Source organism: Paraburkholderia sediminicola, assembly GCF_046026855.1.
Taxonomy (GTDB): Bacteria; Pseudomonadota; Gammaproteobacteria; order Burkholderiales; family Burkholderiaceae; genus Paraburkholderia; species Paraburkholderia sediminicola_A.
In genome coordinates, this window is sequence record NZ_JAQQET010000024.1 from 14,563 (window position 1) to 31,299 (window position 16,737).

The 16,737-nt window shown below is 62.4% G+C and carries 14 protein-coding genes; 10 read left to right on the top strand and 4 right to left on the bottom strand.

Features of this window, described 5'->3' with window-relative positions; genetic code table 11:
* Positions 1–220 precede the first annotated feature (220 nt).
* From PQR40_RS24725 to PQR40_RS24760, 8 genes are all read left to right on the top strand, one after another.
* A complete protein-coding gene (locus PQR40_RS24725) occupies positions 221–352 on the top strand; it encodes a hypothetical protein (RefSeq protein WP_408226548.1) in 132 nt (43 codons plus the stop codon).
* Positions 353–425: 73 nt separating this feature from the next.
* Positions 426–1,607, top strand: a complete 1,182-nt coding sequence (locus PQR40_RS24730; protein ID WP_408226551.1) for an LLM class flavin-dependent oxidoreductase — start codon at positions 426–428, stop codon at positions 1,605–1,607.
* 48 nt (positions 1,608–1,655) lie between these two features.
* A complete protein-coding gene (locus PQR40_RS24735) occupies positions 1,656–2,741 on the top strand; it encodes an ABC transporter substrate-binding protein (protein WP_408226554.1) in 1,086 nt (361 codons plus the stop codon).
* 45 nt (positions 2,742–2,786) lie between these two features.
* Complete coding sequence (locus tag PQR40_RS24740) at positions 2,787–3,611, top strand: energy transducer TonB (RefSeq protein WP_408510026.1); 825 nt, start codon at positions 2,787–2,789, stop codon at positions 3,609–3,611.
* A gap of 97 nt (positions 3,612–3,708) precedes the next feature.
* Positions 3,709–4,416, top strand: coding sequence for a MotA/TolQ/ExbB proton channel family protein (locus PQR40_RS24745; protein ID WP_408226560.1), 708 nt, complete (start codon positions 3,709–3,711; stop codon positions 4,414–4,416).
* Positions 4,416–4,826, top strand: a complete 411-nt coding sequence (locus PQR40_RS24750; protein ID WP_408226563.1) for an ExbD/TolR family protein — start codon at positions 4,416–4,418, stop codon at positions 4,824–4,826. Before PQR40_RS24745 ends, PQR40_RS24750 begins: the two co-directional genes overlap by 1 nt.
* 54 nt (positions 4,827–4,880) lie before the next feature.
* Entirely contained in the window at positions 4,881–5,966 is a 1,086-nt protein-coding gene (locus tag PQR40_RS24755) for an ABC transporter substrate-binding protein (RefSeq protein WP_408226566.1), read from the top strand.
* A 399-nt stretch (positions 5,967–6,365) separates the two neighbouring features.
* On the top strand, positions 6,366–8,666 hold the full coding sequence (locus tag PQR40_RS24760; protein ID WP_408510027.1) for a TonB-dependent receptor: 2,301 nt from the start codon (positions 6,366–6,368) through the stop codon (positions 8,664–8,666).
* A gap of 80 nt (positions 8,667–8,746) precedes the next feature.
* Here the strand turns inward: PQR40_RS24760 and PQR40_RS24765 are convergent, their stop codons facing one another.
* On the bottom strand, positions 8,747–9,766 hold the full coding sequence (locus PQR40_RS24765) for a VTT domain-containing protein (protein ID WP_408389829.1): 1,020 nt from the start codon (positions 9,764–9,766) through the stop codon (positions 8,747–8,749).
* A gap of 369 nt (positions 9,767–10,135) precedes the next feature.
* Here PQR40_RS24765 and PQR40_RS24770 point away from each other — a divergent pair, with 369 nt between their 5' ends.
* Positions 10,136–10,741, top strand: a complete 606-nt coding sequence (locus PQR40_RS24770) for a peroxidase-related enzyme (protein WP_408337594.1) — start codon at positions 10,136–10,138, stop codon at positions 10,739–10,741.
* A 93-nt stretch (positions 10,742–10,834) separates the two neighbouring features.
* Here the strand turns inward: PQR40_RS24770 and PQR40_RS24775 are convergent, their stop codons facing one another.
* Both PQR40_RS24775 and PQR40_RS24780 read right to left on the bottom strand, forming a co-directional pair.
* Positions 10,835–12,085 carry an MFS transporter gene (locus PQR40_RS24775; protein WP_408510028.1) on the bottom strand — a complete coding sequence of 417 codons (1,251 nt, stop codon included), beginning with the start codon at positions 12,083–12,085 and terminating at the stop codon, positions 10,835–10,837.
* 120 nt (positions 12,086–12,205) lie between these two features.
* Positions 12,206–13,183, bottom strand: a complete 978-nt coding sequence (locus tag PQR40_RS24780) for a LysR substrate-binding domain-containing protein (RefSeq protein WP_408337598.1) — start codon at positions 13,181–13,183, stop codon at positions 12,206–12,208.
* Positions 13,184–13,530: 347 nt separating this feature from the next.
* On the opposite strand from PQR40_RS24780, the gene PQR40_RS24785 reads away from it, so the two are divergent.
* Positions 13,531–14,259 carry a DUF899 family protein gene (locus PQR40_RS24785; RefSeq protein WP_408226584.1) on the top strand — a complete coding sequence of 243 codons (729 nt, stop codon included), beginning with the start codon at positions 13,531–13,533 and terminating at the stop codon, positions 14,257–14,259.
* A gap of 92 nt (positions 14,260–14,351) precedes the next feature.
* On the opposite strand, the gene PQR40_RS24790 is transcribed toward PQR40_RS24785, so the two are convergent.
* Complete coding sequence (locus PQR40_RS24790; RefSeq protein WP_408226588.1) at positions 14,352–16,319, bottom strand: putative bifunctional diguanylate cyclase/phosphodiesterase; 1,968 nt, start codon at positions 16,317–16,319, stop codon at positions 14,352–14,354.
* Positions 16,320–16,737 lie beyond the last annotated feature (418 nt).

A 16,737-nucleotide genomic window follows, 5' to 3' on the forward strand; every position in this document is an offset into this window, starting at 1 on the left:
CCGCAGGCTGACGCGCGATAAGCGGTAGCGGCGGCGCGGACTGATAAATGCAAATTCCAGGCCAGGCGCGCGCGATTGCTGTGAGCCGCCTTTAGCGGACATGCGGCTCGGCTGTGCATACCGATGCAAGCCGTGCCGATTGGTGAGGGGCGCGCGTGTGAGTGTTGCTCCAGCAGCAGTTGTCCGAAGCGGTGTTGCGCCAGCAACAAGCGGGGTGTTGATGCAGCAGCTTGTGCGCAGGCTGCCCACGCCCGGATCGACGCAAGCCGAAGCGCCCGCAACGCTTGCGGCCATCGCGCATCGCGTGCCGATCGAAGGCCTCTTTCTTGCCATTGGCATAGGCCGTGCTTAGAGAGGTGCCGAACCGGTTACGGCACGCGTCATCGCGTGGCCGGCCCGACGCTAACACCAAGGAGAGCAGATCAATGGCTGTCGAATTTCTGTGGCGCTTGCCGATGCACGGCGATGGCAGACGCGCCCACGACCGGCATACCCGTGGCGAGTGGAATAACCAGACGGCCTCGCGCGTCGCGCCGAAAACGGATAGCGACGATTTTGGCTATATCGACTATCTGTCCCAGGTGGCGCGCGCAGCGGATCTGGTCGGCTTTCACGGCGCGTTGATTCCGATCTTCCGCTTTACTGAGGAGCCGTGGGTGGTGGCTGCGGCGCTCGCGCGCGAGACCCGCAATCTGCGTTTGCTGATTGCGATGCAGCCATGGTTCATGCATCCGGCGTATGCGGCGCAAATGGCGGCCAGCCTGCAGCGGATCAGCCGCGGCCGTGTGGAGTGGAACATCGTGACGGGCGGTGGCGGGGCGGACCAGCGCGCGTATGGCGACTTTATCGATCACGACAGCCGTTACGCGCGCACCGATGAATTTCTCGACGTGGTGAAGGGTTATTCCGCCGGTGAGCCCTACACGCACAAGGGCCGCTTCTATCAGGTCGAAGCAGGTGGCCTGGTCGCGCCGCTCTCCAGCCAACCTGTGCCGCGTATTTATCTGGCTGGCGCCAGCGATGCCGCGATGGCGGTGGCCGCGAAACACGGTGACGTACATCTGAGTTGGGGCGAGCCGCTTGCCAAACAGAAGGAGGTGATCGACCGCGCGCGCCAGGCGCTCGACGCGCAAAACGCCGAGCGCGATCTGCGCTTCGGCATGCGCATCGACATCCTCGCGCGCGAAACGGAAGAACAGGCATGGGCCGAACTGCGGCAGATGTTCGCCACCGTCAGCGACTCGACGCAACTGGGTGGCGCGCGGCGCACGGTTGGCGTCGGCGATTCGGAGTCGGTTGGCGCGAAGCGGCAGTTCGCGCTGCATCAGGGCAACACCCAGCATTTCGACGATCTGATCGTGGGGCCGAACCTGTGGGCCGGCATGTCGAAGATTCGCGGCGGCCCGGGCTGCGTGATCGTGGGCAGCCACGAGCAGGTCGCGGAGCGGCTCGCCGAGTACGTGGGCATCGGCGTATCAACCTTCATTCTGGCGAGCAACCCGCATCTGGAAGAAGCGTACCGCGTCGGCGAGGAGGTCCTGCCGCTGGTAGCGGGGGCGATCGATGCGCGCAGGACCGCGGCGGCGCTGCGAGTCGCACACGCGTAAGGCAACGGCGATCAAGCCTGTGCACAACAACAACCAAGGAATTCAACGATGAGTACAACCGTTGCGCAAGCCGCGACGTCCACTGCACTGTGGTACACCCGCTGTCCCGTGCCGACCGCGCTCGGCATAGCCGTTCACCGCGGCTGGTTCGACGAGGAGTTCGGACCGGATGGCATCACCCTGAAATCGCTGCAGGAGACCCGCGAGCCTGCCAAACGCGAGTCGCATTTCGATCACAGCCTGCCGTCGTCGTTTCGCCAGGGCGGCAATATCCCGGCGCTGTGGGCGCGTTCGCGAGGCGCGGCGACGCGGGTCGTCGGCCTCTCGTGGACCAATGAATTCCAGGCGATTGTTACCCTGCCGCGCAGTGGCATTCGTCATTCGCGCGATCTGCGCGGACGGCGTCTGGGTCTGCCGCAGCACGCAATCAGCATTGACTTCTGGCGCGCTGCTGCGCTCAAAGGTTTTCTTACTGCGCTCGAACTTGAAGGCCTCGGGCATAGCGACGCGCAATGGGTCGATCTACCGGAGCCGGCGCGCGACGCTGGTGAAGCGCGGATTGCGATCGGCAAGCTTGGGGTGGCGCCCGGCAATGAATCGCCGTTTCGTGGGCCGCATGAATACGGTCTTGAAGTGGCGGCGCTAGTGCGTGGCGATGTCGATGCGATCTTCGTGAAGGGCGTGGCCGGACTGGAAACCGTACATCTGATCGACGCGCACGTGGTGATCGATCTGGGCGCGCATCCCGATCCGCTGGTGCGCATCGGCAACGGCACGCCGCGCACGTTGACGGTCGATCAGGCACTCATCGACGAACGCCCCGATCTGGTCAGCCGGTTCGTATCGGTGGTGGTGGCGGCCGGAGACTGGGCGACGAAGCATGCGGCCGAGACCGTTGCCTATATCGGCCGTGAGACTCGTTCGTCCAACGAGTGGGTGCGCTATGCGTATGGCAGCGAAGTGCACCGGCATCTGGAAACCAATCTCGCGCAGACTTCGATCGACGGTCTCGTTGCGTTCAAGGACTTCCTGTTCGAATGGGGTTTCCTCGAGCACGACTTCGATGCGCGCGCATGGATCGAGCCGCAGCCGTACACCGAGGTATCGAAATATCGCCGCGCATGGGTCGCCTAGTGTGGAGCGTCCTCGCGCGACGCGCAAACCAGTAAGGAGTGAAGCGTGACGTTTCTGACAATGGAGAGTGCGGGTACGCAGGCGCGGCGTCATGCGGCGCGCTGGAGCGGCTCGGCGGTGCGCCGTTCGAACGTGCCTGCGTTTGCGCCACTGCCGCCGCAGCCGCTGACGCAGCGCGCGCCTGCGGCGGAGCATGAGGTCCGAGCGACGCGCAGGACATGGGGTGAGATCGGCGCTGCCGCGTTGTTGATCCTCGCGTTGCACACGGGATTCATGCTGGTGGCGAGTCATGGACGCGTGGAATCACGCGTGCCTGTCGTGCCGCCCAAACCCCTGCCGATGACGGTGGAGCTGACGCGGCCGCCGGTTCCGCTGCCGCAAGCCAGGCAGGCGCCGCCGCCCACGCCGCAGCCGGTCAAACAGCAAGCGCAGCCGCCACGCCCGCTGACGCGTGCCCTGGCGCCGAAGCCTTCGCCTGCACTCACGCCGCTCGTGGCCCCGCCGCCGCAAGCGACGACACCGGCCGACACCGCTGTCGCGCATACCCCGGCACCAGTCGCACCGGCGCCCGCCGCGCCACCGGCGGCTGAAACCGCGCCGATCGGCAACGCCGCGTATCTGCACAACCCGGCGCCCGACTATCCGCCGATCGCGCAGGACCAGGGGTGGGAAGGGCGCGTGCTGCTGCGCGTGCATGTACTGCCAAGTGGCAAACCTGACTCGGTCGATATCAGGACCAGCAGCGGCCGCAAGATGCTCGACGACGCCGCGGTGGCCGCGGTCCGGCGCTGGAGTTTCGTGCCGGCCAAACGGGGAGACGAAGCGGTCGACGGCTGGGTCAACGTGCCTATCGACTTCAAGCTGGGCTGAAGCGTGTTGTCCGCATGACGGACGAATCGCATGCTTTCTGTTCAACACCGGATATGGATTTCGAACCGTATATCGCACCAAAAAGGAATCAATCATCATGAATGGTATTTCAACGACTTTCATCGTGCAGGGCGCGCTCTGGCTGCTGGGGATTTTCTCGGTGGTGACGTGGACGCTCATTCTCGTCAAGGCCGTGCAAAGCGTACGCGCAAGCGTGCAGAGCCGGCGCTTCGCAAAGCAGTTCTGGGCGGCCAGCAGTTTCCACGCGGCAGCCACGCTGGAACCCGGCGTGAGCCCGGTGGGCCGCGTCGCCGCGACCGGATTCGAGACCTTGCAACGCGCCGACGAAGGCAATGGTCAGGATCTCGAACATAGCTGGAGCCGCCACGATCTGCTGGAGCGCCACCTGCGCCAGCAGATCCAGAACGAGCGCCGCCGCCTCGAAGCAGGTCTCGCGGTGCTGGCCTCGATCGGCAGCACTGCGCCGTTTGTCGGCCTGTTCGGCACCGTGTTCGGCATCATTCACGCACTGACGGCGATCACGCACAGCGCGTCGGCCAGCATCGACGTGGTGGCAGGGCCGATCGGTGAAGCGCTGGTAGCGACGGGCGTCGGCATCGCGGTCGCAGTGCCGGCGGTGCTTGCCTACAACTTCTTCGTGCGCCGCGTGAAAGCGGCCTCCGCTGACCTCGACGGTTTCGCAACCGATTTCGTCACGCTCGCGCAGAAGGCCGGATTCCGTGTGCAGGGCACGGCGGCGCGTGCGCAACCGAGCCTGAAGACCGTCAACGAGGCGTTCGCATAATGGCCTTCTCATCCTCTTCCGATAACGATGAAGTGCTGAGCGAAATCAACATCACGCCGCTCGTCGACGTGATGCTGGTGCTGCTGGTTGCGTTCATCGTCACCGCGCCGCTGCTCAACAACGCGGTGCACGTGAATCTGCCCAGGACGGTCGCCACGGCGCCCGCTGATCAGAAGCCGGCCGTGACCGTCAGTGTGGACGCGAAGGGCGTGGTGTACCTCGACAAGCGGCCCACCGATCTGCGCCTGATCGGCGCCGAGCTGTCGGCGCTCAAGGCGAACAACCCGGACGTCGCGCTCAACCTGCAGGCTGACGAGGGCGTGCCTTACGGCACGGTGGCCAGGCTGATGGCGGCGATCGAGCACGCCGGCATCAGCAGGCTATCGGTGCTGACGGCCAATAACGGTTAGCCACGGCTAATCACGGCAGACACGCGACTTCGCGACTCCTTATCGGAACAACATATGAGCACTTCGGCTTCAGACAACATCCAGTCGATCTGGTACACGCGCTGCCCGGTGCCGACACCGCTCGGCATTGCCGCGCATCTCGGCTGGCTCGACGACGAATTCGCGCGCGATGGCATCACCGTGCGCTCGCTACAGGAAACGCAGCATGCGGCGCAGCGTGCCTCGCATATTGATCACACGCTGAACAATTCGTTTCGCCAGGGCGGCAGTATCCCGGCGTTGTGGGCGCGTTCCGCCGGAGCCGATACTCGCGTGATCGCGCTGACGTGGGTCGACGAAGCGCAAGCAATTGTTGCGCTGCCTGACTCCGGCATCCGCACGGCGAAAGACTTGCGTGGACGCCGCGTTGGCCTGCCGAAGCGCGCGGGCGAGCGGATCGATATTTTCCGCGCGGCGGCGCTGCGCGGTTTTGTCAGCGTGCTGGAGCTCGAGGGTTTGTCCGCGCGCGATGTCGAACTGGTCGACATCGCGGCGGCCGGCGTGCGCGAGCGTGCGGATGGCGGCGCGCTGCCCGCGGCGACCTTCAGCAATCCGGGCAGTGTGAGCAGTCGTCGTCTTTATTCGGCGGAAATCGCGGCGCTGGTGCGAGGTGAAGTCGATGCGATTTATGTGAAGGGATCGCTCGGGTTGGAGAGTGCTTACCTGATCGGCGCGCGGATCATCGTCGACATCGGCTTTCATCCAGAGCCGAAGGTTCGCATCAACAACGGCTCGCCACGGCCGTTGACGGTCAATGCGGCCACACTCGAGAATCATCCGGAGATCGTCAGCCGGTTTCTGGCGCGCGTGATCGACGTGGACGGCTGGGCGCGCGAGCACAAGCAGGAAGTGCTCGGTTATCTGGGCCGCGAAACGGGTTCGGGCGACGACTGGTTGCGTCTCGCTTATGGCGACGACGTGCATCAACGCTTGCGTACGGATCTCGACGACACGTCGATCGCCGCGCTCGACGATTTCAAAGGCTTCCTGGTGGAATGGGACTTTCTGCCGGCGGATTTCGATATTCACGCGTGGATCGATCCACGCGCGCTCGCGCAATCACATCGTTACGTCGCCTCGCTATCTGATTTGAACCGGTGAGCCCGGTAGCGATTTAATCTGAAAAACAGATTCGGCATCGTGATGGAAGGTGTCGAATCGTTCTGATCGCGGTCGCCTCGCCGCGTTCAAGTTGCCCATCTCGAAGGTGGCATCACGCTCTCACAGAGCGAACCTTGCGGATCATTCGCGCGAATTTTCCCGATCAGTAGCCGTCCCTGAGTTGGGGTGCTGCACATGCAACACCCCAACACCACTTCACGGGTGCGCCAGCAGCAATTACCACTCGCTTCGTTCACGCAACCCTTGTGTGACAGACCGCTTCGCCTGGCATCCGACTTGCAATAGAGCACTCCATGCGTGCCGCATCGCTCGCGCACGAAGGAAAACACTCGGTTGCGGGCGCAATCAAACAACAATTGAATAAGGATAGCGAAGTCAATGTTCAAGAGAAAAACACTCGTCGTTGCGCTCGGGGGAGTGCTTGCTGGTGGTGTGCTGATGTCGCCGGCATGGGCTGCGGATAACGCGGCAAACGATGCTTCAGCCGACGCGGCCGGTGCGGCGGTACAGGCAAAGCCGAAGGCGAAAAGCGCGAGCAAGGCCGCACCCGACACGAATCTGGGAGCGGTCACGGTCACCGCGCGCCGACGCAAGGAAAGCATTCAGGAAGTGCCGGTCGCCGTCACCGCGTTGAGCGGCGACAGCATCAAGAACAACGAATTGCGAGTCGTCAACGACATCACCAAGTACGTGCCGAACTTCACGGCGCAGTCCACCGAAGGACGTGAACGGCCCCGCTGGTTCCTGCGCGGCGTCGGCAGCAACGATCCGTCGGATCTGTCGCTGAGCCCGATCGGCGTCTACTTCGACGACGTTTATATCAACAGCGTGTTCGGCCAGGGCTTTCCGCTCTTCGACCTCGACAATATTCAGGTGCTGCGCGGGCCGCAGGGCACACTGTGGGGCAAGAATACGATCGGCGGTGCGGTCAGCCTGACCTCGAAGAAGCCGACGTTCGACGTGGACGGCTATGGGAAGGTGGGCTTCGGCCAGTACAACAACCGGCTTGCCGAAGCCGCGATCGGCGGTCCGATCGGCAGCAACGACGTGCTGGCGGCCCGCATTTCGGTGTATCACGAGAACGGCGACAGTTTTTACACCAACACGGAGGCGGGCGGCCGCTTCGGCGGTTTTCACGACAACGCGGTGCGCTTCCAGTTACTTGCGGTGCCGACCTCGAATTCAGATTTCCTGCTGAACGTCCACGGCCGCAATTACACCGGCGGTGGTGACCCATGGCACGCACAGGGGGCCGCCGCTAACGGCTCGAACCAGTTTGGCTTCGTTGGCTCAAGCGATCCGGGCACGGTCTCGTTGAATGCGCCGTCGAGCGATCATATTGCTTCTTATGGTGGCTCGCTGACCGCGCACTGGCATATCAACAGCGCGCTGACGCTGACCTCGATTACCGCGCTGGAAGGTTTGAACCGCTGGTACCAGGACGATGAAGACTACTCGCCCTACGACGCGGCGCGTTCGCACGATACGCTTTCGTCGCATCAGTTCTCGCAGGAGTTTCGTCTCGAGTCGCCGCAGAATGACCGGCTGAGCTGGATCGCAGGGGCACACTTTTTCACGGAGGAACTGAGCGAAGAGGGGGCTGGTGGCGGCTTGCCGGACGCACCGGGTGGTCCGGCGGCCACCTATTACCACCTGACCGAACTGACCCAGCACACGCAAAGCGCCGCGGTGTTCGGCAGCGTGAAGTATCGCTTTACCGATCGCTTCAACCTGACCGGCGGCCTGCGCTATACGATCGAACGCAAGACGATCAATCTGACCGGTTTGCAGAATAGCGGTCCCGTTTCGTTCAGCGATGTGAGCAACTGGTGGGATCCGTCGTCGATCACGTCGCCGCTCGCGGTGAGCGCGCGGCAGAATCAGACCAACACGTGGCGTGCGCCGACGTGGGATCTGACGCCCGAATACGCGATCAGCAATAACGTGCGGGCTTATATCCGCTATGCACGCGGCTTCCGTTCGGGCGGCTACAACGGCAGTGCCTATACGCAAAGCACCGTGTCGACGGTTACGCCTGAATATCTGACCGACTACGAAGCCGGCATCAAGAGCGAATGGTTCGACAAGCGCCTGACCGCCAACGCGAGCGTCTTCCATTACGACTACCGCGACATTCAGGTCTTCGCTCTCGCGCCAAATCCGTTAGGCGGTGCACCGGTGTCCACATTGTCGAGCGCAGGGCAGGGGCGTGCCGATGGTTTCGAACTTGAATTGAAGGCGCAGCCGCTCAACAGCCTCTATCTGTTCGCCAACGTCGGTCTGTTGAACACACGCTTTACCGAGTTTGCCAATGTGCCGACCGCAGTGGGCAATTCGTTCGCACGCTCGCCACACACCACGATCGATGTTGGCGGTGAGTACCGCGTGCCGCTGCAGGTGGGCTCGATTGCAGTCGGTGGCGATATCAACTATCGCAGCACCGAGTATTTCAGCGCGACGCGTCAAACCGTGCCGCAGTTGTGGCAGGCAGGCTATACGGTGATGAATGCGCACGTATCGTACGTGTCTTCGAATCAGAAATACATTCTGACCGGCTACGTGACGAACCTGACCAACAAGGTCTATAAAAAGCTGGAGCTGTTACCGTCTTATGGCGCGTATCCGGTGTTGTACGGCGACCCGCGCGTCTTCGGTTTGACGTTTACGGCGAAGATCTGATCAGGTGCTCGTGCGGCTGCAGCGCTAACGAAGCAAAGGCTGCAAGCTTTTTCCTCCGCGCCAGGCGGTGGCGCGCGAAGTCACTTCGCCAATCTCGCCCGTACGGTGTATTCGCCTTCATTGCCCTCGTCTTCCGACATATGGGCCATCGCCGTCTCGAAGTCGGGCGGCAGCGGCTCGACCGCATAGCCGCGTTTTTCCCACGCGTCGAGGCCGCCCTTAAGCGCTTTTACGTGATGGATATTCTTCCGATGCAACTGGGTGACAATCCGCTTGGCCGTTGCTTCGTTGGGACACACGCAGTAGACGACAATCGGCCGCTTCAGCAACTCGGGATGCAGTGGCTCGGGTGAATCGAGATCCAGCAACTGCGCACCCACAATCCGGTGCGATTCTTTCGCGCGGATGCTGTGCGGCCGCGCATCGAGGATCAGCGGCGGCTCATTGGACTTCATCAGTTCATCGAGCTGGTCCGGCGAAATGCGTACATGCGCGAGCCAGCGGCGAAACTGCCAGCGGCGCACGTAGCGATAGAGGAGCACGGCAACGAAGATCGCCGCGAACGCGTCGAAAATCGTGCCGCCGTTGTGGCGCACGAGCAGAACGAGCTGCACGATCTGATCATGCAGTGCTGCGCCGCCTATCACCCATACGCCGGCCCACAGCACCGCGCCGACAAAATCCCACAGCAGAAACACGCCGACGTTGATTGGCGTGGTACCGAGCAGGGGCGCGGAGATCAGACCGAGGCCGGGCAGGAACTTGGCGACGGTGAGAATCGGCGCGCCGTATCGTTCATAGGTATTGCGTGCGACGCGCACGGTGGTGTCGAGCGAGAGCGAGAAGCGCACCAGTTGATTCAGCAACCGCCGGCCGTACGTTCGCCCGGTGAAGAACCAGAGCGAGTCCGCCAGCAGCGTTGCGCAGACGGCGGCGCCAATGACGCTGGCATACGAGGTTTGTCCCATCGCGGCCATGGTTCCGCCGAGGATCAGCATCGGCGCCGCCGGAATCGGCAGGCCGAGTTGCGTGACGAGCACGCTCATGAACACGGCCCACACACCCAGCGAGGGTGGAATAGCAACCGGAAAATGCCACACAACCACGCTCCTCTTGATGCAATGAAAGGATTTGGAACAGTTGGCGCCTAGCCGGCGTGCGTTGCGAACACGTCATGCATGGCCGGTTCCTGCCGGGTGGCCGCCGCCCGTGCGGGTCGTTCAGCCAGCCGGTACGAACACAGCAGTACCAATGTGGATTTAAGCACAGGTTGGCGAAAGGGCGCTGCGGGGCGGGCCGAGTACCTGCAAATATTCGAGGGATGGAGCGATTGACCGTGCCGCGGTGCCCTTGTGCAGTCTATTCCGGTGGCTGTTCAGCTCGGAGCAAAGCGCCAGATTGACCCGGACGGCAGCGAGTCGAAGTTCGCTACAATCGTCGTGCACATACAGATACAACGGAGACACCGCATGACAAATCTTCAACCGATCAGCCGCTACCCCGTGCCCGAGCCGGGTGAGTGGCCTGACGACATCAGCGCCCGCATTCTGGAAGTGCAGGAGAAAGCCGGTTTTGTTCCGAACGTATTTCTGACGCTGGCGCATCGGCCAGACGAATTCCGCGCTTTTTTTGCGTACCACGATGCGTTGATGCTGAAAGAAGGCGGATTAACCAAGGGCGAGCGCGAGATGATTGTCGTCGCCACGAGTGCAGTGAATCAGTGCCTGTATTGCGTCGTCGCACATGGCGCGATTCTGCGCATTTACGAAAAGGCGCCGTTGCTGGCGGATCAGGTGGCCGTCAATCATCGCAAGGCGGATATCACGGCGCGTCAGAAGGCGATGCTCGACTTCGCGCTGAAAGTCTGCCGCGAATCCGGGACCGTCGACGATGCCGATTTTCAAACGCTGCGTGAGCACGGCTTTTCCGATGAAGACGTGTGGGATATCGCGGCCATCACGGCTTTTTTCGGTTTGTCGAACCGGATGGCCAACGTCATTTCAATGCGTCCAAATGACGAGTTCTATCTGATGGGACGCGTGCCGAAAGCAGCGGCTGACGTGCCGCGAAAATAGCATCGGAGCAATTGCTGTGGATTAGGGCGTGGGTGCGGATGCTTGCCACGCGCCTACGCATCCACGCCCGTCCGCATGCTCACAGGTTCACCCTCATGCCCCCACCGGCTCGGAGCGCATTGCTGGTGTGCTGACCGCGGCGTCGTCGATCGGGAAGTGCAGTATCGCGGCAATGAGTCCGGACGCGACCGTCGCTTCCCACAGCAGCGAATACGAACCAGTCAGATCGAACACCAGGCCGCCTAGCCAGGCGCCCAGAAACGAGCCGATCTGGTGGCTCAGAAAGCAGACTCCAAAGAGACTGCCGAGGTGCCGCGTGCCAAACACCTTTGCCACGACTCCGCTCGTGAGCGGCACGGTTCCGAGCCAGGTCAGCCCCATCATGGCCGCGAAGATGACGACCGACGTGGAGGTCTTAGGCAGAAGGAAGAAGGTGCCGATCGTCACGCTTCGAATCAGATAAAGCCAGCCGAGCACATGGTGCTGGCGGAACCGGCCGCCGAGCCAGCCGCACCCCCAACTGCCCGCCATGTTGAACAGGCCGATCAGTGCGAGCGCCGTGGCGCCCAGCCCGACAGGCATATGACAGAGCGTCAGATATTCAGGCAGATGGGTGGAGATGAACGCGAGTTGAAATCCACAAGTGAAGAAGCCGAGCGTCAGGAGTCGATATCCGCGATGCCGGACCGCCAGAGCGAGTACCTTGCGAAGCGGCGCGGCGGGCGCTTCCTGGACTCGCGTGCCGACACTTTGACGGCGGTCGAGCACGATGCCGAGCGGCGCGACCAGCAGCATCAGGAAGGCCAGCACAAAGAGCGAGGTGGCGATGCCCGAACTGAGCCGGATGCTCTGCACGAGCGGGATCAGCAACACCTGTCCTGCCGAGCCGCCTGCGCTGACCAGACCCATCGCCATACTGCGTTTTTCCGGAGAAGCGATGCGGCCGACCGCCGGCAACACCACGCCGAACGTCGTGCAACTCACGCCGATGCCGACTAGCAGCCCCATGCCGACAATCAGCATCGGGCCCGACGGTGCTACGGCGGCGACGCCCAGACCCGCTGCAAAGGTTGTCGCGCCGAACGCGACCACCGGAGCCGAGCCATAGCGGTCCGCGGCGGCGCCCGCGAATGGTTGCGCGAAGCCCCACACCAGGTTGTGCAGCGCGATGGCGAAAGCGATCAGCGTGACGGGCAGGCCGCGGTCGAACGAGAACGGCCCGATGAAGAGGCCGAAGGTCTGCCGGATGCCCATGGCGGCGCTCAGAATCAGCGCGCCGGCGAGGATCACGAGCGTCGTTTGACTCAATGGGAAGGCGAAGCGTTTGCTATTTGTCGTGGACATGGTTCTGATCTCCTTCGACACCATGGTCGCAGCGAGCGTCAGAAGCAGCAAAGGAAAAGACTTTGACGACAGGTGAGCGCGGCTCACCTGTTCAGGTTGGCGGTAGGCTAATTGCTCGGTTCAGTGGTTGGGGCGGCGCGATCCCGTGTCGGCAGCAACTGATGGGTCGTCGAACGGTGCGGCTTCGCTGAGCAGCCACTGTTTGAAGTCGAACAGTTCCGGGCGATGCTCCGCGCTCTCCGTGTTTTGCGCGGACACCAGCCAATAGGCCGTGGAGGAGGCGATCGTTTGTGGGCAGGCCTCGACGAGCGTACCGCTCGCGAGATCGCGGTCCACCAGCGGCCGTCTGCCGAGCGCGACACCGAGGCCCATGCTCGCGGCTTCGAAAGCAAGCTGGATTGTGTCGACGCGCAAGCCGTCGTTCAACTCGATACCGTCTAAGGCGACCCCGTCTAAGGCGACCCCGTCTAAGGCGACCCCGTCGAACCATGCCTCCCAATCCTCGCTCGCCGAGTTCACGTGAATGAGCGTCGCGCGGCCCAGATCGACGTTGCCATGTTCGTCGCGCAGATTATCCACGTAAGCAGGGCTGCACACCGGCACCAGGCGTTCACTGAACAGACGCGTCCAGGCGGTCCCAGCGACCGGGGCGCGGCTCAGGCGAATGGCGAAATCGAAACCGTCGACGGGAAAGCCGACCTGACGGTGCGAGGTATCGACGGTGACGTTCGCATGCGGCCAGCGCGTGCGAAAGGCGGCGAGGCGCGGCAGCAGCCACCGGGAGGCTAGCGTGGGCGCGCAACTCAGCGCGATCGGGCGATTCGCCCGGTGGTTCGGCAGCCGCTGCGTGCCGATCGCGATCAGCGAAAACGCTTCGGATACGTACGACAGATAATCGACGCCCGTCGCTGTGAGCGAAATTCCGCGCGGCTCGCGCACGAACAGTTCGACGCCGAGCGACTGCTCCAGACCGACGATACCGTGACTGATCGCGCTTGGCGTGACGTTCAGTTCCGCTGCGGCGAGCTTGAAACTTTGATGCCTGCCGGCCGCCTCGAAGAAGCGAAGCGCTGGCAGAGGTGGCAGACGAAGCGGCATGGTGCATCCCCAAGGGCGGCGCGGCGGGCACCGTGACGGTGCAATAGCGCGCTGGCGCGCGCATGCTGTTTCGCGAAAGGATACCTTGCAATGCGGTTTCGATCGTGGTCCGTGGGTGTCCATGTGCCGTTAAGGGTTGTCCACGCCTCGTCCGCATGTCGAACGGAATCGCTCGAAAGCCCTTGCAGGACGGCCCGCAAAAAAATTCACCGGCGTTGTCGATTTGCCGGCACGCCGTTCGTCGTGGCTATATAGGGGCGAAAATGCGTTTGCGTTTGCGTTTGCGACGCACGGCATCGCGCCGCTATCGTGCCCTTTATCCTTTTTATCGCAAGAGGAGGTGGCTGATGACTGACGTAGACCCATCCGCACAAACGCTGAAACCGGCCCGGTTGCTGGCTGACTCGCCTCGCCGGTTTCCGGGCGAGAGTGTGGAATATCGCCGAGCGCGCAACGACCTGCTGGCCGAAGAAATCGAATTGCGCCGACATATCGAACGCGTGGCCGTGCAGCGCCGTGCGTTGCCGCCTGGCGGTGCCGTGCCGCAGGACTATCGCTTCGAGGGCGAGGCAGGCCCGGTGACGCTGTCGGAGATGTTCGGCGCGCATGACACCCTTGTTACCTACAACTGGATGTTTGGTCCGCAGCGCGCGCGACCCTGTCCGATGTGCACCTCGCTCCTGAGCGCTTACGACGGTGAAATGCCCGACATATTGCAGCGCGTCGCATTTGCCGTGATCGGCCGCTCGCCGATCGACAGGCTGGTGGCGTTCAAAAAAGAGCGCGGCTGGCGGCATCTGCGGCTGTATTCGTCGGGCGGGAATACTTTTAACCGCGACTACGCCGCGGAAGATCCGGGCGGCGGCGATAATCCTGCGTTCAACGTGTTCACGCGTTCAGGCAACACGGTGCGGCATTTCTGGGCCGCCGAAATGGGCCCTTCGACAGCGGACCCGGGCCAGGATCCACGCGGCGCCCCCGATGTGATGCCGCTCTGGACGGTGCTCGACATGACGCCCGGCGGCCGCGGCAGCGACTGGTATCCGAAGCTGGAATACGGCGCTGTGCCGCGCTAGTCATGCCGTGTCGTGCACGCGTGTCTCGCGCGTGCCTTGTCCGTGTCTCGCGCGTGCGTTGCTGATCCGCGCGAGACGTGGGCGCAGAGCGCCTATGTCTCTACGACGTGACCTTGACCGAACGTCGTCTGCAAATAGGTCGAGACGGCGCTCGCGCGCATCGGTCTGCCGAACAGATAGCCCTGCATCGCGCGAGCGCCCAGCGCCTTGACGACGTCGGCCTGCGATGACGTTTCGAGTCCTTCCACGATGCATTCGAGCCCGAGATTCCTGCACAGATCGAGCACCGATTTGACGATCTTCTTCGACGCGCTATTGGAATCCACGTCGGTCATGAAGCTGCGGTCGATCTTGATCGTATCGAAGGGTAGGCGATGGACGTAGCTGAGGCTCGAATAGCCAGTGCCGAAATCGTCGAGTGAGACGTGGCAGCCGGCTTGCTTGATCATCGTAAGCGAGCAGTGGGCCTGCTCGAAATCGCGCGTCACCGCGGTTTCCGTGATCTCGAAGTTCATGCGATGCGCCGGTACGTCGCTGTCCAGCACGATATCGATCAGGCGGCGAGCGCGCGGCGAAGTCGAAATATCAATCGCGGAGAGATTGAACGACAGGTAGAGATCGGACGGCCAGCGCGATACTTCCGCGAGCGCTTTGCGCAGCAGAACTTCGGTGACACGCAGAATCAGATCGGTACGCTCTGCAATCCGAATGAATTCCTCCGGCCCGACCGCGCCTAGCCGCTCGTTGTGCCATCGCCCGAGTGCCTCCATGCCAATGGTGCGTTGCGTGAGCACATCGTAAATTGGCTGAAACTCGAGGAACAGTTCGGACTCCAGGTCCGCATGGCGGAGTTCCTGGGCGACGAGACTCGAGCGCCGGATTCGTGTTTCATGTTCCGTCGAGAAGATCACCGGCGTGCCGCGGCGGCTTTCCTTGCCGACGTACAAGGCAGCGTCGGCACGTTCAAAAACCTGCTGGACGGTTGTGCCCGCTTCCGGAAACGCTGCCCAGCCGATCGTTCCTGTCAGTTCGGCGACATTGCCGGCCACCCGATAGGGTTGGGTGAGCGTTTCGCAGATGCGCTCACCCAACTCGACAAGTGTCTCGTTTGCCAGTTTGTGCTGGGCCAGCACGCCGAATTCGTCGCCGCCGAGGCGCGCGAAGAAAATGCCGGGCTCGGCGAGCGCCAGCAGTCGCACGCCGACTTCCTGCAGCACGAGGTCGCCGCTTGCGTGCCCATAGATATCGTTGACCTGTTTGAAGCCGTCGAGATCGATCAATCCGACATTGAAGCCGCCACCCGTGCTGAGCGCCTGTTCCGATAGCGCGCGCAGCGAGGCGAAGAAGCTGCGCCGGTTGGGCAGGTCGGTCAGGCTGTCGATGCTTGCGAGCCGGAAGTTGTCGTCGCTGAGTCTTTGCGTTTTCTGCTGGCTCACCTGCAATTCGCGCTGCGCGTGCACCACGCCGGCGAAACTTCGGTAATACAGTTCGATGATAAAGGCGAGTGCGACGCCGACTAACGTCATGTCGACGGCCATCGCGATGAAGACAGGAGAGCGTGTGGAAATCAGAAACGTCGAAAAGCTTAGGATGACGATTGAGAGCAGGAGCAGGGCGGCCGCTCGGAGATGCATGAGGCAAAACACACAGCCGACCAGCGTCGTCGCCATGTAAAACGCGACTTGTGCCTGCTCATAGGCGGTGCCGTAGGGAAACAGCAGGAGCGACCAGGTACTGAAGGCGACGCCGAAGATGCCTGCGAGCCGGATCAGTTTGCGCAGTTCGGGCACGGCCTTGTCGTGCGTCAGAACCCGGTGCCGGACGCGCCACCAGCGCACGCAACGGACGATGCACAGCGTGCAGAGCATCCCCGGGAAGTAGATGGACAACCATGCCGGCGCCGATCCCAGATGCGTGACGGTGACAGCGAGCGTGTTCACCAGCAGAATGAAATAGAGCAACGGTATCTGACGGCCGAATGCCTGAAGTTGCGAGCGCACGAGTTCTGGGTCACCTTCCGCGACCGACAGCGCTTCCCTCAATCTGGGTAACCGTACCATTCCCGTCCTTGTAACGTTTGCGCCGCACACGCAGCTTTGTATATCGGCAGCGCGGGCGAGACCTTGAGGGCGTTTCGGTGGAAATAGAGCGCGGGGGTTTAAATGAGCGGTAAATACGCCCGGGGAGAGAGCCGGTTGCGGGTCATTTGTGCCGTGCACGGCTTGTGCGAGATTTACACATCGCCTCGACTGGACAAGACCAGGCGGGCGTCGTTCATGTTGCAATATGGAGAATTTTCATTGTTTTATCCTTGCCGGATTTTTTATTGCTGAGCATGGCGCAGTACTGAATGCCAAATCTTTGTGGTCCGCCATAACATAGTTAAAAAGCGTGGCTCTAGCTGCTTTGCCACCGCTAAAGCACTGAAATTGCAACGGATTGTGATACGCCATGGACAGCCGTAAAGCGGGAGAAATA